Consider the following 22,509-nt stretch of genomic DNA (forward strand, 5'->3'; position numbering starts at 1 on the left):
CCGGGGGGCGGAGCCCCCGCAACGGCGGGTCAGCCGGACCAGATCCCCATCAACACCTCGTCGATCCGATCCTGGCTCAGCCGGTCCTCGGCAGCCGCGGAGGCCGCGATGATCAGTTCGCCGCACAGCTCGATCTCGGCGAGAGCCACGTGGTCCTGCACCGTCATGCCGCCTGCGGGAGTCACGCGTGTCACCTCAATCTGCCGCCATCGCCCGTCGGCGCTCGGCTTCTCAGCGTAGGGAGGACGCGGTGCGGCGCGCATGACACGGATGGACCATTTCCGGAAACCCGGCATGGCCCGATCGCGCCGCCGGGAAGCCGCCCGCCCGGCTATTCGGCGATCTTCCCGGCGTAAATGTCCCCACTTGCGGGCAATACGACGGTCACCGGCGTCCCGAATCCGTACAGCAGCGTGGTCGAGGAGACATCGATCACGCCATTGTTGACGTAGGTGAAGCGGTGCCGAACCTTCCGCAGGCGCCCCTCCTCGTCCAGGTAGACGTCGAAGGGCACCGTGTCCTTGCTGAACCCTTTCGCCGCCGCCTCCAGCACCCCCTTCACCTGCGGTGAGGCGCTCAGCGCGGCCCGCCCGATGTCGGTGGTCCCCCGGAAGTGCCGCACCTTGGTGCCCGCCACCTCGGTCTCCCCGACGTACGTGACCTCCAGCGCGCCCCGCAGCAGCTCGGCCGCGGCCATCGGGTCGGTGGCCCCGCCCGTGACCAGGTTCCCGTCGGCGAGGGTCGTCGTGTCGACCCGCACCCACTTGTCGTCGGGGACGCCCGCGCCACGGTTCTTCATGTAGAGGGCGCCGGGTGCGAGCAGCTCGGTGATCGGCCGGTGCCCGGGCTTGCCGGTCACATCGGCCGGGAGCATCACCAGGAGCTGGCCCATCCGGTTCTTGAAGTCGACGCCGCCCTCGCCGTGGATCGTGACCCGGGTGCCGCCCGTGGCCATCTCCATCGCCGTACGGGCCTGGGCGCTGCCGGACCTCGCCAGTACGTCGGCGGCGCCGCGCACCACCGCCGCCGCGTCCGCGGGGGGCCGGTCCTCACCGTTTGCGCCGCCGCGGGTGCCGCCGTCACCGCGACCGCACCCGCTCATCGCCGCGACCGCGAGGCCGACGCCGAGGACGAGCACCGCCTCACCCGCACGCCCGCGCCGCCGCCTGTGCTGGTGCACCACCATCGCCTGCCAACCCCCAACGCATGACCGCTGTTTGCCCGAGGCCCCCACCCGCTCCGCTTAACGAGGTCCGGGGTTTCCCGTCACGGGCCGCGGCCGTCCACGGCCCACACCGGGCCGGGTACCTTGGGTGAGTGGATCCGCACACCGAAGCGACCCTGGCTCCTCCGCTTGCCGCCGTACCGCTCCCGGGGCTGCCACCCCAGCCGAGCAGCGCGGAGCCGTCACAGCCGTCCGGCGGCACGCACAACACCTCCACCACCGAGCGCGGGGCCTTCTGCCTGGCGGTCTGCAGCTGCGGCTGGAAGGGCCCGGCCCGCCGTTCCCGGGACCTGGCCCGCAAGGACGCCGGCCGGCACGCGGCGCGGGATTAGGCCCGGCCGGGCGGGTACCCCGTACGGCATGTCGCCCGTTCGGACGGCCCGGCTGGCCGACCCGTGCGGGAGCGGATGCCCTTGACTCATGCCAGGACCCGCAGCCCGCCTCGCGGCCCTCCTCTGGGCCCTGCTCTTCGCGCTGGCCCCGGCCGCCCCGGCCTGGGCCAGACCCGTGGGCACGGCGGACGGTCCGGGCGACGTCGCCCTGGCGATCGGGCTGACCACCGTCGCGGCCGTGGCCACCGGTCTGTGGCTGCGCTCCCGCTACCGCCGTGAGGACACGGAGAACGCGGCTGACGCGGAGGACGCGGCGGACGCGGACCACCGGCCGGACCACCGCAGCAGCGGCCGGAGCAGCGGAAACACCGGGAGCGGTGACCGGTGACACCGCGGCCCCGGTGGCGGCCTCGCTCGCGGCCCCGGCCCCGGCCTCGGTCGTGGCCGCCCGCGGTACGCCTGTGCTTCGGGGCGGCCGGGTTCTGCCTGGTGGTGGCCGTACTGCTCGCCGTATGGAATGCGTACGCGAGCGCCTGAGGCCTCAGGCCGCGAGGTCGCTCTCGTGGGTGCGCTGATCGGCCGGCGGGGTCTGGGCCTGCGCCAGGTCGACCGGCCGGGTCAGCAGGCCGCTCCTGGCGCGGACGAGGAACGCGATGCGCGGGGCCGCGGCCACGGCCCGTACCAGCGGGGTCAGTACGGCCATCGCGAGCGGCGCGAGCACGAGGGCGACGGCGGTGCCGAGCGCGAAGCCGCCGATCACGTCCGTCGGGTAGTGGACGCCCACGTAGACGCGGCAGAAGCCCTCGACGAGCGCGAGCCCGATGCCGATGAGCCCGATCCTGCGGTTCGCCACGAACAGGCCGACGCCCAGGGCCATCGCGAGGGTGGCGTGCCCGCTGACGAAGGAGAAGTCCGTCTGCGCCAGGTCCGCCCCCGTCCGGAGGTGCGGGTCGAGGACCTGGAGGCCGTCGTGCTGGCGGAACGGCCGCGGCCGCGCGACGAATTCACGCAGCGGCATGTTCACGAGCAGCGCCAGCCCGGCGGCGAGCGGGGCCCACACCAGCGCGGCGAAGGTCTCGACGGCGGTGGCCTCGTCCTGTCTGCGCGCGCCGCGCCAGCACCAGAGGACCAGGAGCACCAGGGTGAGCAGGATCCCGTAGCCGCCGGCCAGACTGACGGCCCGGTCGAACCAGTCCGGGGCTTGCCGGGCCATTCCGTTGATCTCGTACAGCAGGCTGACATCCACGTTCGGCCCACCGGTTGTGAGTCCAGCCATGGTGATGCGGCCCCTTGCTCTAGCCGTGGTTCCCCTGCGGGCACACCCTTGCGGGTGCCCCTTCGCCCCCTACTTGATCAACCCCTGTGTCCATGGAACGCGGGTTCTGACAACTACGTTCCACTCTCCACCGAATGATCACCCCAACGTTATCGAAGAGTGACTCATCGTCGCAGCTCAGGGCCTTTGATTCACGGAGAGTTACCAGACGCCGGGGTCGCCGCGGCACGCTCCGGTAGGGCCGCCGCACCGTCCTTCGTGACACGCGTCGCACCGAAGTAGTCAGGCGTGTCGATCTTGTCGAAGCGGATCACGGCGCCGGTATAAGGGGCGTTGATCATGTACCCGCCGCCCACGTAGAGACCGACGTGCCGGATCTCCCGAGAATTCGTCAGATCGTCGGAGAAGAACACCAGATCACCGGGCAGCAGTTCATCCCGCGAAGGATGCGAACCGGCGTTGTACTGGTCGTTCGCCACCCGGGGCAGCTCGATGCCCACCGTCTCGTACGCCGCCTTGGTCAGCCCCGAGCAGTCGAACCGCCCGTTCTGGTCGGGAGTTCCGTTGCCGCCCCACAGGTACGGGGTCCCCAGCTGCTTCTGCGCGAAATAGATGGCTCCGGCCGCCTGTTGGGAAGGCGCGACCCGGCCGACCGGCCGCGCGAAGCTCTTGGCCAGCGTCGTGATCGTCTTCACATAGCCCTGGGTCTCCTTGTACGGGGGCACCCCGCCGTACTTGATGACCGCGTAGGCCCCCGCGTTGTAGGCCGCGAGCATGTTCGCCGTCGCGTCCCCGGGCACGCTCGCCACGTCCTTCGCCAGCGTGCAGTCGTACGAGGCCGCCGACGGGATCGCGTCACTGGGGTCCCAGATGTCCCGGTCCCCGTCCCCGTCCCCGTCGATGCCGTGACCCGCCCACGTGCCCGGGATGAACTGCGCGATGCCGCGCGCGTCCGCCGGACTGACCGCGCTCGGGTTCCAGCCGCTCTCCGAGTACAGCTGGGCGGCGAGCAGCGCCGGGTTGATGGCCGGGCACAGGTTGCCCCACTTCTCCACCAGCGCCTGGTACTTGGCGGGGACGGCCCCCTTCACGAGCCCCACCGCACGGCCGCCCGGCCCCGCACCCCCCACCAGGCCCGCCGCCGCCGAGTACGTCCCCACCACGAGGAGCAATAGGAAGCTCAGGCACACCCCGAACCCGATCCCGCCGACCATCCAGAATCTGCGCACCCGTCAACCCTCCCCCATCCCTGTCGCTTTCCGCCGCGATTCGCCCGTGTCGCCTGTCCTACTAGCCCACTTGCTACGTCACGCGAAAGCCCGCGCAGGCAATGCTCGCGCAGTTCGTAGGATCATCTTCAACGCGGTAGAAGACCACCGTCCAGTGCCCCGGATCCCTGGCGAGGGGCACGGCGGGCCGGGTCCACCGCCCCCGTGCAGCGCGAGGTCGTGGCTTCCAGCGGCAGCGGGAGGCCCCGCTGCCCTCGATGTACTCGGCCGGCGCCATGCCCGCGCCCACGGCCGCCCGGCCCCCGCGCCCCCTGCGCTCCCCGTGCCCCGACTCCCGCCGGACCGCCGCCCCGGTTTCGCACCCCCGCACCGCCGCACCCCGCACCGCCGGATCGCCTCCGCCCGATCCGGGCGCGCCGCCGGGCCCTTCGCCAGGCAGCCCTCGGTCAGCGGCTCCATCCGGCCGAGCCTGCCACACCCATCTTCCGTTCCGGAGAGGCGGGTTGAGCGCTACCTGGGGGCGACGAACAGGCTCTGCGCGCTCCGCCCGATGGGGCCCTTCTCGTCGTGGAGCCGGGCGTCGACGAGGCCGATGCCGGCCGCGTCCACGCTCGTACGGGATTGCACGCACGCCCATTCGCCCACGGGATGGCGGTGCAGATGCACTGTGAGGTCGCCGTTCACGAAGACGAACCGGCCGAAGTCCATCACCGAGCTGATGCCGTTGCCGGAATCGGCGGCGGTCAGCACCCGGTCCAGCGGGCGGATCTCCTCCCCGGCGACGAGCGGCACCCGCATCCGCATCCAGCAGGTGCCCGGGCCGAGCTCCATGAAGGCGCCCTCGGTGAAACGGGCCTCCATGGCCGTGTGGTACCCGGTCTCCCACGGCACCGGGAAGAACGGCGTCGCCTCCGCCTCCCCGGGCGGCGGCAGCTGCGGCCCCGGCACCACGGCCGGCACCGCCTCCGCGGCCACCCGGATCCGCAGGGCCCGCGCCAGCATCACCGGAGCGTCCGCACCGGCCGGCGTGAGCGAGGCTTCGACCACCTCGGTGCCACGGCCGGCCCGCAGCACGCTCGTGGTGATCTCCAGCGCGCCGATCGGCACCGGCCGCAGGATCTCGTAGGTGATCCGGGCGATCCGCATGTCCGCACGCGCACCGGGCCGGTCCTCGACGGCCCGCCCGAGCAGCGCGGCGGGCGGCCCGGCGTGCTGCGCACCCGCGTCCCAGGGCCCGCGCGTGTACGCGGTGGCCAGGAACCGCCCGGTGTCGATCCGCTCGAAGAACCCCTCGGGAGCACCCATGCCCCGCACGCTACCGACAGGTAACCGGCTCCACCAGCCCCCGACACCACGGTCAGCGGCTGGCCGACACGGCGGTCAGCGGGCGGCCACAGCCGGCGCCACGGTCAGCGGGCGAACCCCAACCCCACCCCCAGCCCCACCAGCACCGACCCGATGGCCCGGTTCAACGTCTTCTGCGCCTTCAGCATCCGGTCGCGCAACCGGGCCTCGGAGAAGAACAGCGCCACCGCCGCGAACCAGCCCAGGTGCGCGACCGACATGAACAGCCCGTACCCGGCCTGCTGCCACACCGGCGTGCCCGGGTTCACCACCTGCGTGAAGGTCGACACCACGAACAGCGTCGTCTTCGGATTCAGCACGTTCGTCAGGAACCCCGACCGCATCGCCCCCAGCCGGGACAGCTGCGGCTTCGAGTCCAGGTCCACGGTCACCTCGGCCCGCGCCCGGAAGGTCCGTATCCCGATCCACACCAGATAGGCCGCACCCGCCAGCTTGATCACGGTGAACAGCGTGGTGGAGGAGGCGATCAGCAGACCAACCCCGAGCATCGTGTAGGAGACGTGGACCAGGACGCCCGCCGCGACCCCGGCGGCCGCGAACAGCCCGGTGGGCCGCCCGTAGAGGTAACTGTTGCGGACCACCATGGCGAAATCGGCACCGGGACTGATCACGGCGAGGAGGGTGATGACGGCAACTGCGATCACTTCTGTCATGAAGGGATGCTCACCGCCCACCCACCTCCTGATCAACCCCCATCCGAATCCGCATACTTGCCCGCTGACGGAGCTGCCCCCGACCCGTCCCCTTCCCCCCTCCCCCGCGGGGCTGATCACCTGGCCCCTGGACCTCGGCGCCGTCCCCGTCTCCCTCGCCGTCGAGCAGGCAGATGCGGCTCCGCTCCCCCACAGGTGACAATGGGAAACGTGTCCCTCCCTGCCCTGCCCGCGCTGCCCGTCCTGCAAGCCGACTGCGCCGGCTGCTTCGCCCTCTGCTGCGTCGCCCTGCCCTTCGCGAAGTCCAACGACTTCGCCGTGAACAAGCCCGCCGGAACCCCTTGCGCGAACCTCCGCGAGGACTTCCGCTGCGGCATCCACACCAAGCTGCGCGACAAGGGCTTCCAGGGCTGCACGGTCTTCGACTGCTTCGGCGCGGGCCAGCAGGTCTCCCAGGTCACCTTCGGCGGCCGCGACTGGCGCACCCACACCGGCACGGCCCGCCAGATGTTCGAGGTCTTCCCGGTGATGCGGCAGCTGCACGAGCTGCTCTTCTACGTCGCCGAGGCGCTGACGCTCCCGGACGCCGCCCCGGTCCACGCGGACCTGCGCCGCGCGCTGACGGAAACCGAGGAATGGACCCGCGCCGACGCGCAGGCCCTCGCGGCCCTGGACGTCGGCGCGCTCCGCCAGCGGATCAACACCCTGCTCCTGAAGACCAGCGAGCTCGTACGGGCAAAGGTGCCGGGCCGCAAGAAGAACCACCGCGGCGCGGACCTGATGGGAGCCCGCCTCTCAGGCGCGAACCTCCGCGGGGCGAACCTCCGCGGCGCCTACCTGATCGCCGCCGACCTCAGCCGCGCCGACCTCCGCACGGCCGACCTGATCGGCGCGGACTTCCGCGACGCCAACCTCCGCGGCGCAGACCTCCGCAACGCCGTCTTCCTCACCCAACCCCAACTGAACGCCGCCCAAGGCGACCCCAAAACCCACATCCCCCCCACCCTGACCCGCCCCTCCCACTGGACCTAGGGCCCGAAAAACCCAACCCCGCCGCGGCCAACCCCAGCCCCGCCGGAGCCAATGCCTCGCGCCGGGACCAAACCCAGCCCCGCCGGGACCAAACCCAACCCTGCCAGGGCAAACCAGCCCCGCCGCGGCCAAATCCAGCCCCGCCGGAGCCAAACCCAGCCCCGCCGGCGCTTGAGGCGCGGGGCCTGGGGCAGAGCCCCAGCAACAACCCGCACCCACGCACCCCGGCCCAGCCCAGGCCAAGCCCGGCTGGACCCGGGCCGACGAAACCCAACCCCGCCGCGGCCAAACCCAGCCCCGCCGGAGCCAAACCCAGCCCCGCCGGCGCTTAAGGCGCGGGGCCTGGGGCGGAGCCCCAGCAACGACCCGCACCCACGCACCCCCGACCCGGCCCAGGCCAAAACTCGGCCGAGCCCCCCGGACCCCGGCCCCGCCCGAGCCCGGGAAGCTACACCCGCGCCAAAAACCCCCGCACGGCAGCGAAAAACCCCTCCGCATCCCCCACCCGCACCGCATGCCCCGCCGGCAGCTCAACCATCCGCACCCCCGCCCTCCGCAAGGTCATCTCCCGCGCGTGCTCCGCCGACAGCACCCCGCTCCGATCCCCCCGCACCAGCAGCGTCGGCGACCGCACCGCCAGCCAGTCCCCCCAGTGGTCCCCGTTCAGCCCCCGCTGGGACTCCACCACGTCCTCCACCGCGCACGCGGCCCCCCACCCGTCCGCGTACTCCCGCACCGACCCCTCCAGGTCCGGCGCCGAACTCCCGACCCCCGCCAGGAACCCGTCCCGGGTACCGGCCCGCCTCGGCCACCCCAGCGCGAACGACAGGTCGCCCTCGACCACCGCCCCGATGTCCTCGACCACCACCGCCCGCACCAGATCGGGCCGCCGCGCCGCCAGCTGGTACGCGGTGACCCCGCCCAGCCCGTGCCCCAGTACCACCGCGGGCCCGAGCCCCAGCTGCTCCAGAACGGCCGCCGCGTCCGCCACGTACCCCTCCCGCGTGTACTCCCCGGCCCGGTCCGACTCCCCGTGCCCCCGCTGGTCCAGGGTGATCACCCGCCACCGCGGCCCCACCTCCCGGGCCAGCCGCTCGAAGGTCCTCCCGTCCTGGAAGTGCCCGTGCAGCGCGAGCAGCGGCGCACCCGGCCCGCCGAAATCGGTGTACGCGAGCCGCCGCCCGTCCTCCGTCACGACCACCCCCGGCAACGGCCCCAGCTTGTCGATGACCCGCCGGCGCAGCAGCTGGTACTCCTCCCAGCGCCTCGGCAGCCGCCCCGGCGGCCTCTTCACGACCCGCCCCGGCGTCACCGTCTCGCCCCGCCGGAACTGCTCGCGCGTCAGGTCGATCCGGATCCCCCCGGGCAGCAGGTTCCACCAGTGGTAGCCCTCGTGCCGGCCGTCGACGAACACCTCACCGAGCACCAGCTCCCCACCCACGATGTCCTGCACGACCACGGCGGTGATGTCGCACTGGCCCCAGGCCGGATTCTCGGCCGTCCAGGGAATCCGCGAGATGTCGGCCGGCTCGCAGGTCTCGGCCGACCATCCCGCCCGGATGGCCGCCTCGATGTCGGCAAGGCTCCACGGAGTCGTCGTCATCTCCCCAGCCTGCCGGACCCCACTGACAACGCACCCAGGCGACCAGACACCCCCCAACCACAGCCCAGAACCCGAAGTACCCCCACAACCACACGTACGGACGCAACAACTGACAGAATGTCGGACAAATATGGGCGAGTCAGCCCAACGACACGCGAGCCCGCTACGCCGAACGGCGGCCCGCAGCCCCACCCCCCGTACGCCGAGACGACAATCATTGCCCGGCGTCACCCCTCGTGATACACAGAGTGACCATACGTTCTTTCGCATACACACCGCCCATGCCCAGGTCAGGGCGCGAAGGCGGGGCGTGGGCCGGGATATCGGGTAAAGAGAGCCGTCAAGTCGACGACGGCGGCAGTTTCATCAGCGAAGATAGTGAGTGACCCCTGCCGTCGGGCACGGGGTACCGGAACTACCCATACAGGGGCGGTGAGTTACATGATCCTGGCAGCCGAAAAGGGCGACATTACCACCATCATCGGCGGAATCGCCCCGAACTGGGGGCCGTTCGGCAGTCTCGGCAACGAAGCGAAGGTCATGATCGAGGTGGTCATGGCCGTAGCGATCCTCCTCTGCCTCGGCATCGCCATCTGGGGCGCGGCCAAGCAGCGCATCGGCGCGACCGCCCTGCGCGACACCTTCAGCGCGGAACAGGGCAAGGGCCTGATCGTCGCCGGCCTCACGGGCGTCTTCATCATCGGCTCCCTCGGCACCCTCTTCACGATCGTCTACGGAATGGCCGTCTAGCCAGGCCACACCACGGCCGTACCTGATGAGGACTCACCACACCGCGCCTACGCGGGAACCAGCGCTACCGTCGGACGACGCGGAGGGGGCGGACACGCAATGAGCAACGACGAGCAGTACGGCGGCGGCGGAAGCTACGGCGAGGTCGGCGGCACGGGCCAGACCCGTACCCGCCTCCCGGACTCCCCCGCCGACCCGTACGGCCCCACCCGCCGCACCCCCCGCGCCTCCCGCGGCCTGGTCACGGTGGTCGGCGTCGTGGTCCTCCTGGTCGCCGCCATCGCGTTCGCGAACCAGGGCCCGGACACCCCCGGGGACCAGCCCTCGGACAAACCCCCGGCAGCCTCCTCCACGGCAGCCACGGGCACGACCCCGGTCACCGACAAGGCCGCGGGCATCCCCAAGGGCTTCGCCCACGACGAACAGGGCGCCCAGTCGGCGGCCGCCAACTACGCGGTGGCCCTCGGCTCCGACGGCATGTTCGACGCTACGCGCAGACGAGCCGTCGTCCAAGCCGTGTACTTGCCCGATGTGGCCGCCTCGGCGCAGAGCGGCCTCGACAAGATCTACTCGGACCCCGGGTTCCTGGGCAGTATCGGTCTCGAGGCCGACGGCAAGGCTCCCAAGGGGTTGACGTTCATCTCACGGACGAACCCGGTCGGTACGAAGGTGGAGAAGTTCAGCGGCGACACCGCGAGCGTCTCGGTCTGGTACTCCTCACTCTTCGGCCTTGCGGGTGAGGGGTCGAAGAACCCCGTCTCGGAGGGCTGGTACACGAACACGTTCGAGCTCCGTTGGCTCAACGGTGACTGGCGGGTCTCCGACTTCACACAGAAGGACGGCCCGGCTCCGGTCGGACGAGACCAGTCCGCCGCCTCTGCGGAGGAAATGGCAGCCGCGGTATCACAGTTCGGGGGTCTCACCTATGCGCGTTGACCGTCGCGGCTTGTCACTCACGGCCGTCTTGGCGGCCGTCCAGTGCGCGGCTGTACTTCTCGCTACCCGGGCCGTGGCCGCCCCGACACCGACGCCCACCCCCAGCACCCCTCCCAGCCCGCAGGCGAGCAACAACCCCTGCGACCTGATCCGAGGGCCTGCCAAGGAGTACTGCGAACGCGGCTCGGCAGGCGGATCCACCACACCCGGACTCGCCCCCAACGCCCCCGCCGAAGCCCTCAACCCCCTGGCCTCCCTGGCCAAAGGCTGCGCCGACGCCGCCTCCTGGATCGTCGGCAAGCTCAGCGAAGCGGTCAAGGGCACGGCCGAGGTCGACTTCACCAACGCCACCTTCCTCAAGCAGTACGCCGTGGTCTTCGCCGCCTCCACCATCCTCACGCTCGTCCTCTGGCTCTTCGCCGTCGCCAAACGAGCCGTCCGCGGCGTCCCCCTGACCACCGCCCTCTCCGAAGCCATCGGCTTCCTCTGGCTCACGGTCCTCGCCTCCGCCTTCACCCCGCTCATCCTCTACACCGTCGTCTCCGCCACCGACGGCGTCACCGAGGTCATCGCCTCCGCCACCGGCGGCCAGACCGACGTCTTCTTCGGCTCCTTCTCCGAGGCCCTCAAGAAGGGCGACGACATCGGCGGCGGCCCGATCATGCTGATCGTCGTCTCCCTCGTCACCGTCCTCGCCGCCGGCATCCTCTACCTGGAGCTCTTCATCCGGGCCGCCCTCCTCTACGTCGGCGCCCTCCTCGGCGTCGTCGTCTACGCGGGCCTCGTCGACCGCAACCTCTGGGGCCACGTCCGCCGCTGGGCCGGCATCATGATCGCCGTCATCCTCGTGAAACCGGTCATCGTCATCGTCCTCGGCCTCGCCGGGGCCCTCGCCGGCGAACAGGGCCCCAACGCCTTCTCCGCCGTCGTCACCGGCCTCGCCATCATCCTCCTGGCGATCTTCGCCTCCGCGATGATCTACCGATTCGTCCCCGGCTTCGGCGACGAGATCGCCTCCGCCCGCTCCAACCGCAGCAAGGCCACCGACGGCGCCCAGGCAGCCGCCGTCATCAGCTCCCCGGCCTCCCTCGTCTCGCAGGGCATCAAGACCCACAGCAGCCGCGGCGCCCACCGCGGAGGCGACGGCGGCGGCACCAACGCGCCCCGCCCCGCCAACCCCATCTCCGGAGGCGTGGCCGCCCACAGCAGCCGCCCCACCTCCGGCGGCGGCGCCGGCGGCGGATCTGTCCCCTCCGCCGCACCCCCGCCCCGCACGAGCTCGAGCACGAGGAACACAGGAGGTGACGGGCGTTGACGACCCAGTCCCACCAGCTGCACCCGGTCGCGCCCCGCCGCACGTATCTCATCGGCCGCGCCCGGCCCAACGCGATCGTCGGCAAGAACCGCGAGACCGGTGAGATCGCCCTGATCATCGCGGGGGCGTTCTTCGGCATGATGAGCGGACTGCTCGTCCCCGACCTCACCCTGCGCATCGTCAGCCTCGCCGGCATCCCCGTGATCGCGCTCGCCGCCGTGTACGTCCCGTACAAGGGCCGCACCTTCTACCGCTGGTTCGAGATCAGCCGCAGCTACAAGCGCACCCTGCGGCGCGGGACGACGTACCGCTCGGGCGCCATCGAAGCAGGCGTCCGCGGCTCCGACGGCCGCGAGGTCGAGGTCGGCCCGCCCCCCGGCATCGGCCGCATCAACTGGCTCGCCGCCCCCTTCGGCCCCGACGAGATCGCCGTACTCCTGCACGCCGACCGCCGCACCGTCACCGCGGCCATCGAGATCGAGGGCCCCGGCGTCGGCCTGCGCGACAGCGAGGACCAGGAAGCCCTCGTCGACCGCTTCGGCACCCTCCTCAAGCACGTCGCCAACGGAGACGGTTTCGTCACCCGCCTCCAGATGCTCGCCCGCACCCTGCCCGCCGACCCCGACGCCCACGCCAAGGACGTCGCCCAGCGCGGCGACACCCAGGCCCCCGGCTGGCTCCGCGAGTCCTACGACCAGCTCCAGTCGATGGTCTCCACCTCCTCCGAGCAGCACCGCGCCTACCTCGTCGCCTGCATGCACTACACGCGCGAACTCGCCGCCGAAGCCCACACCATCGCCCGCGCCGGCACCCCCCACAAGGGCCGCAAGCTCGACCGCGACGCAGGCCTCGCCATCGTCATGGCCCGCGAGCTCACCGACATCTGCGCCCGCCTCGCCGAAGCCGACATCCGCGTCCGCCAGCCCCTCGGCCAGGGCCGCCTCTCCTCCCTCGTGCACTCCATGTACGACCCGGACCACCCCATCGACCACATCCAGGCCATGACCAAACGCAACGCCTGGCCGGCCGAACTCGACGCCGTGGAGCCCACCTTCCTCCAGGCCAAGACCCGCGAGTCCTCCACCCGCGCCCCCTGGTGCCACGCCACGGCATGGGTGAAGGAGTGGCCGATGACCCCCGTCGGGGTCAACTTCCTCGCACCCCTCCTCGTCCACACCCCCGACGTGATCCGCACCGTCGCCGTCACCATGGACCTGGAGCCCACCGAGGTGGCCATCGAGCGCATGCTCACCGAGAAGACCAACGACGAGGCCGACGCCAGCCGCGCCGCCAAGATGAACCGCACCGTCGACCCCCGCGACATCGCCGCACACGGCCGGCTCGACCAAAGAGGTGAAGATCTCGCCAGCGGTGCGGCGGGAGTCAACCTGGTCGGGTACATCACGGTGTCCTCGCGTTCGCCGGAGGCACTCGCCCGCGACAAGCGGACGATCCGCGCCTCCGCCGGCAAGTCCTACCTGAAGCTGGAATGGTGCGACCGCGAGCACCACCGCGCCTTCGTCAACACCTTGCCGTTCGCCACCGGCATCCGACGCTAGCTGGAGGGAAGTGCCGCCCATGCGAGATCCCATGTCCGCCCTGACGGACGCCTTCACCAGCTTCCTCTTCGGCAAAGTCGAAACCACGCGCCTGCCCGTACGCACCTCCACCGGGCAGGCGCAGGCCGTCTACCTGCCCACCGCCGCCCCCGGACTCGGCGACTCCGGCGTCATCATCGGACGCGAGGTCTACAGCGGCAAGGGCTACATCTACGACCCCTTCCAGCTGTACGGCCAACAGCTCCCGGCCCCCCACTGGCTGGTCCTCGGCGAATCCGGAAACGGCAAGTCCGCCCTGGAGAAGACCTACGTCCTGCGCCAGCTCCGCTTCAAGGACCGCCAGGTCGTCGTCCTCGACGCCCAGGGCGAGGACGGCGTCGGCGAGTGGAACCTGATCGCCCAGCAGCTGGGAATAACCCCCATCCGCCTGGACCCGATCGCCGCCAACGACGACGGGATCCGCCTCAACCCCCTCGACCCGTCGATCACCACGACCGGGCAGCTCGCGCTGCTCCGGACCATCATCGAAGTCGCCATGGGCCACGGCCTCGACGAGCGCGCCGGCTTCGCCCTCAAGGTCGCGCACGCCTACGTCGTCGACGCCATCCGCGACCGCCAGCCCGTCCTGACCGACATCGTGGAACAACTGCGCCACCCCGAAGCCGAATCGGCGCTCGCCATGAACGTCGACATAGACGATGTACGGGCCTGGGGCCTCGACGTGGCACTGGTCCTCGACCGCCTCGTCGACGGCGACCTGCGCGGCATGTTCGACGGCCCGACCACCGTCGGCATCGACCTCGACGCCCCGCTGATCGTCTTCGACCTCTCCCACATCGACCGCAACTCCATCGCCATGCCCATCCTCATGGCGATCGTCGGCGTCTGGCTGGAACACACCTGGATCCGGCCCGACCGCAAGAAGCGCATCTTCCTCGTCGAAGAGGCCTGGCACATCATCAACAGCCCCTTCGTCGCCCAGCTGTTCCAGCGCCTCCTGAAGTTCGGCCGCCGCCTCGGCCTGTCCTTCGTCGCCGTCGTCCACCACCTCTCCGACGTCGTCGACGGCGCCGCCGCACGCGAAGCCGCGGCCATCCTCAAGATGGCCTCCACCCGCACCATCTACGCCCAGAAAGCCGACGAGGCCCGCGCCACCGGACGCGTCCTGGGCCTGCCCCGATGGGCCGTGGAGATCATCCCGACCCTCACCCCCGGCATCGCGGTCTGGGACGTCAACGGCAACGTCCAGGTGGTCAAACACCTCATCACCGAAGCCGAACGCCCCCTGGTCTTCACCGACCGCGCCATGACCGAGTCCTCCACCCCCAGCCGCCTCCCCGACGACCTGCTGGCCGCCGAACTCGAGGCGGAGGAGCGCGCCTTGTCCATCGAACGCAGCCGCGCCGGCAACGGCCCGGGCTCCGCCACCACGGTGGCCTGACCATGCACGAGGCACGACGTACGGAGACCCCCGCGCGCGGCGGGATCCCGGACGGCCTGCTGGTCGGCCTACTGGCCTTCCTGCTGGGCCTCGCCCTCCTGGTCTGGTCGGCAACGGGCCTCGCCGCCTTGTTCACCAAGGGCGCCTGGCCCGACACCGTCACCTTCACCCGCACCCCGGACGCGGTCCGCGCCCTGATAGCGCAACCCCACGACCTCCCCGGCGCCTGGCCCGACACCGACCCCGCGGCCCTCTCGGGCTGGGGTCTGTTCTGGGGCCTGTTCCTCAGCCAACTCCTGGTGCTGTTCGTCCTCACCGTCTTCGCCATCGGCGTGATCGCCCGCACCAAATCCCGCCGCGCCCTCGCCAAACAGGCCGCACTGACCCCTGAACCGGCCCTCGAACCCGCAGCCAGGGCACATCCAGCCCCGCCGGCATTCGAGGCGCGGGGTCCGGGACGGAGCCCCAGCAGCGGCGCCTGGCTGAACTCCTCCACCACAGCCCCCGAACCGGCCCCCGAGGCAAATCCAGCCCCGCCGGCGTTTGACGCGCGGGGTCCGGAGCGGAGCCCCGGCAACAGCGCCCGGCCGAACTCCCCCACCGCCCCACAGGCCCGCCTCGCGTACGCCGGCCCCAACGACCGCTTCCACGCGGCGGCCCACCGCATCGGCGAAGCCGAAGGCGCCGCCCTGATCATCACCTCGTCGCCCACCCTCTGGGCCGAGACCAAGGACGCCCGCGCCAAACTCGGCCCGGTCCTCCTCTACGACCCCTCCCACCTGTGCGACACCCCGGCCCGCATGCACTGGAACCCCGCCGAGGGCTGCGCCGACCGGGACACCGCCGCCGCCCGCGCGATCGCCCTGCTGGCCCCCGTACGCCCCCAGGCCCGCATGGACGCGGCCGTCGCCGACACCGCGGAAACGCTCCTGCGCAGCTGGCTCCAGGCGGCTGCCCTGGACGACCGCCCCTTCAAGCAGCTGCACCGCTGGACCCAGGGCAACAGCGCCCAGGACCCCGTCCGCATCCTGCGCACCCACCCCCACGCCGCCCCGGGCGCCGCCGGCGAGCTGGAGAGCGCCCTCACCGCCCACCCCGAACGCCGCGAGCTCGCCCAGAACCTGACAGCCCGGGCCCTCTCCTGCCTCACGTCGATCCACATCCGCGAGGCCTGCAATCCGAACCGAACGGATTCGCTCACACTGGCTTCGTTCCTGGGCGAAGGGGGCAGCCTGTACGTGGTGGGCGAACCGCTGGAAGACCCCCGTACCCACCCGGGTGCGATGCCCTTGCTGACCGCACTCGCCTCTCACGTGGTCGAGCACGGCCGTCGCATGGCCGCACGGTCATCCCACGGTCGGCTCGACCCACCACTCTCGCTGGTCCTGGACGACGTGGCAGCGGTCGCCCCGCTCCCCCAGCTCCCGGAACTCCTCACCGACGAGACGCTCCCCCTGCTGGCCCTGTGCCGAAGCCGCGAACAGGCCCGCACCCGCTGGCCGGACGCGGACCTGCCCTGACCTGTCAGTCGCTGGGGGTATCGCCGGCCGGCCGGGAAAACACGTACTCGAGCTCCTTCGCCGACGGATCCGTCGGCAGGGGCACGACGAAGCCCGACGCCTCGAAACCGAACCGCCGGTAGAACGCCGCGGCACGCGCGTTGTCCTCGTGCACGAAGAGCCGTACGCGCTCCAGCGCCGGCCCCTCCAGCGACCAGGCCCACTCCAGCGCCGCCTCGAACAGCGCCTCCGTCAGCCCCGTCCCGCGGTGCTCGGCCCGTACGAACACCCCCACCAGGTGACCCTGGTGCGCCTCGATGGTCTCGTCGAAGATCCCCGTGTCCCCGGCCTCCTCGACCAGGACCACCACGTTCCCGTTCCACGTGCCGTCCGGTGCCTCGGCGATGAACTGCCGGACCGACCGCCCCTGCGAAGCCCCCTCGGTCCGCTCCTGCCAAAAGGCGTCGGGCCGGCCCTCGGCGGCCTCCCGCGTATCCAGGAACGCGACCGGCGCCGCCGGATCCCGCAACGCGGCGATGCGAAGCTCCTTTACCTTCTCCCACTCGTCGGCTCGTACAGGACGTATCACGTGCGTGTTCATGGCTCGAGATCCTAGCGAGCACCCGTGATCAACACCGCGGCATTTCACCCGCACCGGCCTTCATGCACAGGCCCTCCACGACGCACCCACGCCCTCTCCGGAACCGACCACTACTTCTGCCGTTTCTGCCCCGGAACGCAGAAAAGCCCCGCACCGAACCCGTAAGGGTTTGGTGCGGGGCTTCCGCAATGATTGTTCGGCGGCGTCCTACTCTCCCACAGGGTCCCCCCTGCAGTACCATCGGCGCTGAAAGGCTTAGCTTCCGGGTTCGGAATGTAACCGGGCGTTTCCCTAACGCTATGACCACCGAAACACTATGAAGTTAACCAACCGGGCATGGACACGGTTCGTTACTTCAGAACTAACACAGTGGACGCGAGCAACTGAGGACAAGCCCTCGGCCTATTAGTACCAGTCAGCTTCACCCGTTACCGGGCTTCCACATCTGGCCTATCAACCCAGTCGTCTACTGGGAGCCTTACCCTCTCAAGGAGGTGGGAATACTCATCTTGAAGCAGGCTTCCCGCTTAGATGCTTTCAGCGGTTATCCCTCCCGAACGTAGCCAACCAGCCATGCCCTTGGCAGGACAACTGGCACACCAGAGGTTCGTCCGTCCCGGTCCTCTCGTACTAGGGACAGCCCTTCTCAATATTCCTACGCGCACAGCGGATAGGGACCGAACTGTCTCACGACGTTCTAAACCCAGCTCGCGTACCGCTTTAATGGGCGAACAGCCCAACCCTTGGGACCGACTCCAGCCCCAGGATGCGACGAGCCGACATCGAGGTGCCAAACCATCCCGTCGATATGGACTCTTGGGGAAGATCAGCCTGTTATCCCCGGGGTACCTTTTATCCGTTGAGCGACGGCGCTTCCACAAGCCACCGCCGGATCACTAGTCCCGACTTTCGTCCCTGCTCGACCCGTCGGTCTCACAGTCAAGCTCCCTTGTGCACTTACACTCAACACCTGATTGCCAACCAGGCTGAGGGAACCTTTGGGCGCCTCCGTTACCCTTTGGGAGGCAACCGCCCCAGTTAAACTACCCATCAGACACTGTCCCTGATCCGGATCACGGACCGAGGTTAGACATCCAGCACGACCAGAGTGGTATTTCAACGGCGACTCCACAACCACTGGCGTGGCTGCTTCAAAGTCTCCCACCTATCCTACACAAGCCGAACCGAACACCAATATCAAACTATAGTAAAGGTCCCGGGGTCTTTCCGTCCTGCTGCGCGAAACGAGCATCTTTACTCGTAGTGCAATTTCACCGGGCCTATGGTTGAGACAGTCGAGAAGTCGTTACGCCATTCGTGCAGGTCGGAACTTACCCGACAAGGAATTTCGCTACCTTAGGATGGTTATAGTTACCACCGCCGTTTACTGGCGCTTAAGTTCTCAGCTTCGCCACACCGAAATGTGACTAACCGGTCCCCTTAACGTTCCAGCACCGGGCAGGCGTCAGTCCGTATACATCGCCTTACGGCTTCGCACGGACCTGTGTTTTTAGTAAACAGTCGCTTCTCGCTGGTCTCTGCGGCCACCCCCAGCTCAAGGAGCAAGTCCTCTCACCAGTGATGGCCCCCCTTCTCCCGAAGTTACGGGGGCATTTTGCCGAGTTCCTTAACCATAGTTCACCCGAACGCCTCGGTATTCTCTACCTGACCACCTGAGTCGGTTTAGGGTACGGGCCGCCATGAAACTCGCTAGAGGCTTTTCTCGACAGCATAGGATCATCCACTTCACCACAATCGGCTCGGCATCAGGTCTCAGCCTTAATGAGGGACGGATTTGCCTACCCCTCGGCCTACACCCTTACCCCGGGACTACCACCGCCCGGGCTGGACTACCTTCCTGCGTCACCCCATCGCTTACCTACTACCACCTTGGATCGGCGGCTCCACCACTTTCCTTTCCCCGAAGGGTCCGGAACGGCTTCACGGCCTTAGCATTAGAGGATTCGATATTGGGCGTTTCAAAGCGGGTACCGGAATATCAACCGGTTGTCCATCGACTACGCCTGTCGGCCTCGCCTTAGGTCCCGACTTACCCTGGGCAGATCAGCTTGACCCAGGAACCCTTAGTCAATCGGCGCACACGTTTCTCACGTGTGTATCGCTACTCATGCCTGCATTCTCACTCGTGAACCGTCCACAACTAGCTTCCGCTGCTGCTTCACCCGGCACACGACGCTCCCCTACCCATCACAGCGGGCGTTGGCCCTATTGCTGCAATGACACGACTTCGGCGGTACGCTTGAGCCCCGCTACATTGTCGGCGCGGAATCACTTGACCAGTGAGCTATTACGCACTCTTTCAAGGGTGGCTGCTTCTAAGCCAACCTCCTGGTTGTCTCTGCGACTCCACATCCTTTCCCACTTAGCGTACGCTTAGGGGCCTTAGTCGATGCTCTGGGCTGTTTCCCTCTCGACCATGGAGCTTATCCCCCACAGTCTCACTGCCGTGCTCTCACTTACCGGCATTCGGAGTTTGGCTAAGGTCAGTAACCCGGTAGGGCCCATCGCCTATCCAGTGCTCTACCTCCGGCAAGAAACACACGACGCTGCACCTAAATGCATTTCGGGGAGAACCAGCTATCACGGAGTTTGATTGGCCTTTCACCCCTAACCACAGGTCATCCCCCAGGTTTTCAACCCTGGTGGGTTCGGTCCTCCACGAAGTCTTACCTCCGCTTCAACCTGCCCATGGCTAGATCACTCCGCTTCGGGTCTAGAGCGTGCAACTCAATCGCCCTATTCGGACTCGCTTTCGCTACGGCTTCCCCACACGGGTTAACCTCGCTACACACCGCTAACTCGCAGGCTCATTCTTCAAAAGGCACGCAGTCACGACCCATTGGGTAAACCCAATGAGCGACGCTCCCACGGCTTGTAGGCACACGGTTTCAGGTACTATTTCACTCCGCTCCCGCGGTACTTTTCACCATTCCCTCACGGTACTATCCGCTATCGGTCACCAGGGAATATTTAGGCTTAGCGGGTGGTCCCGCCAGATTCACACGGGATTTCTCGGGCCCCGTGCTACTTGGGAGATTCTTAAGCAAGCCGCTGATGTTTCGTCTACGGGGGTCTTACCCTCTACGCCGGACCTTTCGCATGTCCTTCGACTACATCAACGGTTTCTGACTCGCCGACCGGCCGGCAGACCGATCAAAAGAATTCCCACAACCCCGCATGCGCAACCCCTGCCGGGTATCACACGCATATGGTTTGGCCTCATCCGGTTTCGCTCGCCACTACTCCCGGAATCACGGTTGTTTTCTCTTCCTGAGGGTACTGAGATGTTTCACTTCCCCTCGTTCCCTCCACACTGCCTATGTGTTCAGCAGTGGGTGACAGCCCATGACGACTGCCGGGTTTCCCCATTCGGACACCCCCGGATCAAAGCTCAGTTGGCAGCTCCCCGGGGCCTATCGCGGCCTCTCACGTCCTTCATCGGTTCCTGGTGCCAAGGCATCCACCGTGTGCCCTTAAAAACTTGGCCACAGATGCTCGCGTCCACTGTGTAGTTCTCAAGCAACGACCAGCCACCCATCACCCTGCACCTCCAAGAGGAACAAGTTCACTGGGGCCGGCATCGCGAAGACACAACCTTTACGGCCGTACCTTCAGATACCCAACAACGTGCCAGGCACCAGCCGTCCTCCGAACTCTCTTTCCACGCCGAAGCAGTACTCGAGAACCATCAGATCGTCTGGCGCCAAATAATCAACGTTCCACCCATGAGCTGACCGTGCAGAACATTTGTCTGCAATCGGTACTGTGCTCCTTAGAAAGGAGGTGATCCAGCCGCACCTTCCGGTACGGCTACCTTGTTACGACTTCGTCCCAATCGCCAGTCCCACCTTCGACAGCTCCCTCCCTTACGGGTTGGGCCACCGGCTTCGGGTGTTACCGACTTTCGTGACGTGACGGGCGGTGTGTACAAGGCCCGGGAACGTATTCACCGCAGCAATGCTGATCTGCGATTACTAGCAACTCCGACTTCATGGGGTCGAGTTGCAGACCCCAATCCGAACTGAGACCGGCTTTTTGAGATTCGCTCCACCTCACGGTATCGCAGCTCATTGTACCGGCCATTGTAGCACGTGTGCAGCCCAAGACATAAGGGGCATGATGACTTGACGTCGTCCCCACCTTCCTCCGAGTTGACCCCGGCGGTCTCCTGTGAGTCCCCATCACCCCGAAGGGCATGCTGGCAACACAGGACAAGGGTTGCGCTCGTTGCGGGACTTAACCCAACATCTCACGACACGAGCTGACGACAGCCATGCACCACCTGTATACCGACCACAAGGGGGGCACTATCTCTAATGCTTTCCGGTATATGTCAAGCCTTGGTAAGGTTCTTCGCGTTGCGTCGAATTAAGCCACATGCTCCGCTGCTTGTGCGGGCCCCCGTCAATTCCTTTGAGTTTTAGCCTTGCGGCCGTACTCCCCAGGCGGGGAACTTAATGCGTTAGCTGCGGCACCGACGACGTGGAATGTCGCCAACACCTAGTTCCCAACGTTTACGGCGTGGACTACCAGGGTATCTAATCCTGTTCGCTCCCCACGCTTTCGCTCCTCAGCGTCAGTAATGGCCCAGAGATCCGCCTTCGCCACCGGTGTTCCTCCTGATATCTGCGCATTTCACCGCTACACCAGGAATTCCGATCTCCCCTACCACACTCTAGCTAGCCCGTATCGAATGCAGACCCGAGGTTAAGCCTCGGGCTTTCACATCCGACGTGACAAGCCGCCTACGAGCTCTTTACGCCCAATAATTCCGGACAACGCTTGCGCCCTACGTATTACCGCGGCTGCTGGCACGTAGTTAGCCGGCGCTTCTTCTGCAGGTACCGTCACTTTCGCTTCTTCCCTGCTGAAAGAGGTTTACAACCCGAAGGCCGTCATCCCTCACGCGGCGTCGCTGCATCAGGCTTTCGCCCATTGTGCAATATTCCCCACTGCTGCCTCCCGTAGGAGTCTGGGCCGTGTCTCAGTCCCAGTGTGGCCGGTCGCCCTCTCAGGCCGGCTACCCGTCGTCGCCTTGGTGGGCCATTACCCCACCAACAAGCTGATAGGCCGCGGGCTCATCCTTCACCGCCGGAGCTTTCAACCCCCGCCCATGCAGGCAGGAGTGGTATCCGGTATTAGACCCCGTTTCCAGGGCTTGTCCCAGAGTGAAGGGCAGATTGCCCACGTGTTACTCACCCGTTCGCCACTAATCCACCCCGAAGGGCTTCATCGTTCGACTTGCATGTGTTAAGCACGCCGCCAGCGTTCGTCCTGAGCCAGGATCAAACTCTCCATGAATGTTTACCCGTAATCGGGTTCACACACACGAAAGAGCGGGCCAGTCTTGGTCGGAATAAGACCGACTGACCACAACGTCCTCGCTGTGTTTGTTGCCTGCAAGCACTCCACAAGGAAGCCTCACAGGTCTTTTTCAAAGGAACCTCATCCACCGAAGTGGACGGGGTATCAACTTTTGGCGTTGATTTTTGGCACGCTGTTGAGTTCTCAAGGAACGGACGCTTCCTTTGTACTCACCCTCTCGGGCTTTCCTCCGGGCTTCGTTCTTCGTTTCCGACTCTATCAGACTCCTTCGTGTCCGATTCCCGGTCGAAGCGGGTTTCGCTTTCCAGGTTTCCGCTTTCGCGTTTCCCTTTCCGGCGAGTCCGACT

The 22,509-nt window shown here is 67.8% G+C and carries 17 protein-coding genes and 3 rRNA genes; 9 read left to right on the forward strand and 11 right to left on the reverse strand.

Going from position 1 to position 22,509, the window contains the following annotated elements; all coding sequences use genetic code 11:
* Positions 1–29: 29 nt before the first annotated feature.
* Together OG447_RS05890 and OG447_RS05895 are read right to left on the reverse strand one after the other, a co-directional pair.
* The gene (locus tag OG447_RS05890; protein WP_266938980.1) at positions 30–185 is read right to left on the reverse strand and encodes a hypothetical protein; all 156 of its coding nucleotides are present in this window, start codon (positions 183–185) and stop codon (positions 30–32) included.
* A 146-nt stretch (positions 186–331) separates the two neighbouring features.
* Complete coding sequence (locus OG447_RS05895; protein ID WP_266935340.1) at positions 332–1,186, reverse strand: hypothetical protein; 855 nt, start codon at positions 1,184–1,186, stop codon at positions 332–334.
* Between the two features lie 131 nt (positions 1,187–1,317).
* On the opposite strand from OG447_RS05895, the gene OG447_RS05900 reads away from it, so the two are divergent.
* Entirely contained in the window at positions 1,318–1,557 is a 240-nt protein-coding gene (locus OG447_RS05900) for a hypothetical protein (protein ID WP_266935342.1), read from the forward strand.
* Between the two features lie 88 nt (positions 1,558–1,645).
* Entirely contained in the window at positions 1,646–1,945 is a 300-nt protein-coding gene (locus OG447_RS05905) for a hypothetical protein (RefSeq protein ID WP_266935344.1), read from the forward strand.
* Positions 1,946–2,098: 153 nt separating this feature from the next.
* Here OG447_RS05905 and OG447_RS05910 read toward each other — a convergent pair whose 3' ends face one another.
* The 4 genes from OG447_RS05910 to OG447_RS05925 all read right to left on the reverse strand — a co-directional run bounded on the left by OG447_RS05910 (position 2,099) and on the right by OG447_RS05925 (position 6,080).
* Entirely contained in the window at positions 2,099–2,833 is a 735-nt protein-coding gene (locus OG447_RS05910) for a phosphatase PAP2 family protein (RefSeq protein ID WP_266935345.1), read from the reverse strand.
* Between the two features lie 191 nt (positions 2,834–3,024).
* Positions 3,025–4,047: a bifunctional lytic transglycosylase/C40 family peptidase gene (locus OG447_RS05915; RefSeq protein ID WP_266938768.1), complete on the reverse strand. Its 1,023-nt coding sequence runs from the start codon at positions 4,045–4,047 to the stop codon at positions 3,025–3,027.
* Positions 4,048–4,572: 525 nt separating this feature from the next.
* Entirely contained in the window at positions 4,573–5,367 is a 795-nt protein-coding gene (locus tag OG447_RS05920) for a thioesterase family protein (protein WP_266935347.1), read from the reverse strand.
* Positions 5,368–5,471: 104 nt separating this feature from the next.
* Positions 5,472–6,080 carry a LysE family translocator gene (locus OG447_RS05925; protein WP_266935348.1) on the reverse strand — a complete coding sequence of 203 codons (609 nt, stop codon included), beginning with the start codon at positions 6,078–6,080 and terminating at the stop codon, positions 5,472–5,474.
* 210 nt (positions 6,081–6,290) lie between these two features.
* On the opposite strand from OG447_RS05925, the gene OG447_RS05930 reads away from it, so the two are divergent.
* Complete coding sequence (locus OG447_RS05930) at positions 6,291–7,112, forward strand: pentapeptide repeat-containing protein (RefSeq protein ID WP_266935350.1); 822 nt, start codon at positions 6,291–6,293, stop codon at positions 7,110–7,112.
* Positions 7,113–7,560: 448 nt separating this feature from the next.
* On the opposite strand, the gene OG447_RS05935 is transcribed toward OG447_RS05930, so the two are convergent.
* On the reverse strand, positions 7,561–8,715 hold the full coding sequence (locus tag OG447_RS05935) for an alpha/beta hydrolase (protein WP_323181728.1): 1,155 nt from the start codon (positions 8,713–8,715) through the stop codon (positions 7,561–7,563).
* A 441-nt stretch (positions 8,716–9,156) separates the two neighbouring features.
* On the opposite strand from OG447_RS05935, the gene OG447_RS05945 reads away from it, so the two are divergent.
* The 6 genes from OG447_RS05945 to OG447_RS05970 all read left to right on the forward strand — a co-directional run bounded on the left by OG447_RS05945 (position 9,157) and on the right by OG447_RS05970 (position 16,236).
* Complete coding sequence (locus OG447_RS05945) at positions 9,157–9,465, forward strand: hypothetical protein (protein ID WP_008742356.1); 309 nt, start codon at positions 9,157–9,159, stop codon at positions 9,463–9,465.
* 99 nt (positions 9,466–9,564) lie between these two features.
* On the forward strand, positions 9,565–10,401 hold the full coding sequence (locus tag OG447_RS05950; RefSeq protein WP_266935351.1) for a hypothetical protein: 837 nt from the start codon (positions 9,565–9,567) through the stop codon (positions 10,399–10,401).
* A complete protein-coding gene (locus tag OG447_RS05955) occupies positions 10,391–11,716 on the forward strand; it encodes a hypothetical protein (RefSeq protein ID WP_266935352.1) in 1,326 nt (441 codons plus the stop codon). The genes OG447_RS05950 and OG447_RS05955 overlap by 11 nt, the downstream gene beginning before the upstream one ends.
* Complete coding sequence (locus OG447_RS05960) at positions 11,713–13,275, forward strand: SCO6880 family protein (protein WP_266935354.1); 1,563 nt, start codon at positions 11,713–11,715, stop codon at positions 13,273–13,275. The genes OG447_RS05955 and OG447_RS05960 overlap by 4 nt, the downstream gene beginning before the upstream one ends.
* Before the next feature lie 19 nt (positions 13,276–13,294).
* A complete protein-coding gene (locus tag OG447_RS05965) occupies positions 13,295–14,716 on the forward strand; it encodes an ATP-binding protein (RefSeq protein WP_266935355.1) in 1,422 nt (473 codons plus the stop codon).
* A 2-nt stretch (positions 14,717–14,718) separates the two neighbouring features.
* The gene (locus OG447_RS05970; RefSeq protein WP_266935356.1) at positions 14,719–16,236 is read left to right on the forward strand and encodes a type VI secretion protein; all 1,518 of its coding nucleotides are present in this window, start codon (positions 14,719–14,721) and stop codon (positions 16,234–16,236) included.
* A gap of 4 nt (positions 16,237–16,240) precedes the next feature.
* On the opposite strand, the gene OG447_RS05975 is transcribed toward OG447_RS05970, so the two are convergent.
* The 4 genes from OG447_RS05975 to OG447_RS05990 all read right to left on the reverse strand — a co-directional run bounded on the left by OG447_RS05975 (position 16,241) and on the right by OG447_RS05990 (position 22,138).
* Positions 16,241–16,816 (reverse strand): GNAT family N-acetyltransferase, encoded by a 576-nt coding sequence (locus tag OG447_RS05975; RefSeq protein WP_266935357.1) that lies wholly within the window; start codon positions 16,814–16,816, stop codon positions 16,241–16,243.
* A 194-nt stretch (positions 16,817–17,010) separates the two neighbouring features.
* Positions 17,011–17,127: ribosomal RNA gene (gene rrf / locus OG447_RS05980) — 5S ribosomal RNA — on the reverse strand.
* A gap of 74 nt (positions 17,128–17,201) precedes the next feature.
* Positions 17,202–20,324: ribosomal RNA gene (locus OG447_RS05985) — 23S ribosomal RNA — on the reverse strand.
* A gap of 289 nt (positions 20,325–20,613) precedes the next feature.
* A 16S ribosomal RNA gene (locus tag OG447_RS05990) occupies positions 20,614–22,138 on the reverse strand.
* The 16S, 23S and 5S rRNA genes sit together here, the layout of an rRNA operon.
* Between the last annotated feature and the right edge of the window lie 371 nt (positions 22,139–22,509).

The sequence above is a fragment of the Streptomyces sp. NBC_01408 genome, assembly GCF_026340255.1.
In the GTDB taxonomy this organism is placed as follows: Bacteria; Actinomycetota; Actinomycetes; order Streptomycetales; family Streptomycetaceae; genus Streptomyces.

Coding starts and splice junctions, on each gene's coding strand:
- OG447_RS05895 (WP_266935340.1), bottom strand. CDS start 1,186: ATGGTGGTGCACCAGCACAGGCGGCGGCGCGGGCGTGCGGGTGAGGCG.
- OG447_RS05905 (WP_266935344.1), top strand. CDS start 1,646: ATGCCAGGACCCGCAGCCCGCCTCGCGGCCCTCCTCTGGGCCCTGCTC.
- OG447_RS05910 (WP_266935345.1), bottom strand. CDS start 2,833: ATGGCTGGACTCACAACCGGTGGGCCGAACGTGGATGTCAGCCTGCTG.
- OG447_RS05915 (WP_266938768.1), bottom strand. CDS start 4,047: ATGGTCGGCGGGATCGGGTTCGGGGTGTGCCTGAGCTTCCTATTGCTC.
- OG447_RS05920 (WP_266935347.1), bottom strand. CDS start 5,367: ATGGGTGCTCCCGAGGGGTTCTTCGAGCGGATCGACACCGGGCGGTTC.
- OG447_RS05925 (WP_266935348.1), bottom strand. CDS start 6,080: ATGACAGAAGTGATCGCAGTTGCCGTCATCACCCTCCTCGCCGTGATC.
- OG447_RS05935 (WP_323181728.1), bottom strand. CDS start 8,715: ATGACGACGACTCCGTGGAGCCTTGCCGACATCGAGGCGGCCATCCGG.
- OG447_RS05945 (WP_008742356.1), top strand. CDS start 9,157: ATGATCCTGGCAGCCGAAAAGGGCGACATTACCACCATCATCGGCGGA.
- OG447_RS05950 (WP_266935351.1), top strand. CDS start 9,565: ATGAGCAACGACGAGCAGTACGGCGGCGGCGGAAGCTACGGCGAGGTC.
- OG447_RS05955 (WP_266935352.1), top strand. CDS start 10,391: ATGCGCGTTGACCGTCGCGGCTTGTCACTCACGGCCGTCTTGGCGGCC.
- OG447_RS05965 (WP_266935355.1), top strand. CDS start 13,295: ATGCGAGATCCCATGTCCGCCCTGACGGACGCCTTCACCAGCTTCCTC.
- OG447_RS05970 (WP_266935356.1), top strand. CDS start 14,719: ATGCACGAGGCACGACGTACGGAGACCCCCGCGCGCGGCGGGATCCCG.
- OG447_RS05975 (WP_266935357.1), bottom strand. CDS start 16,816: ATGAACACGCACGTGATACGTCCTGTACGAGCCGACGAGTGGGAGAAG.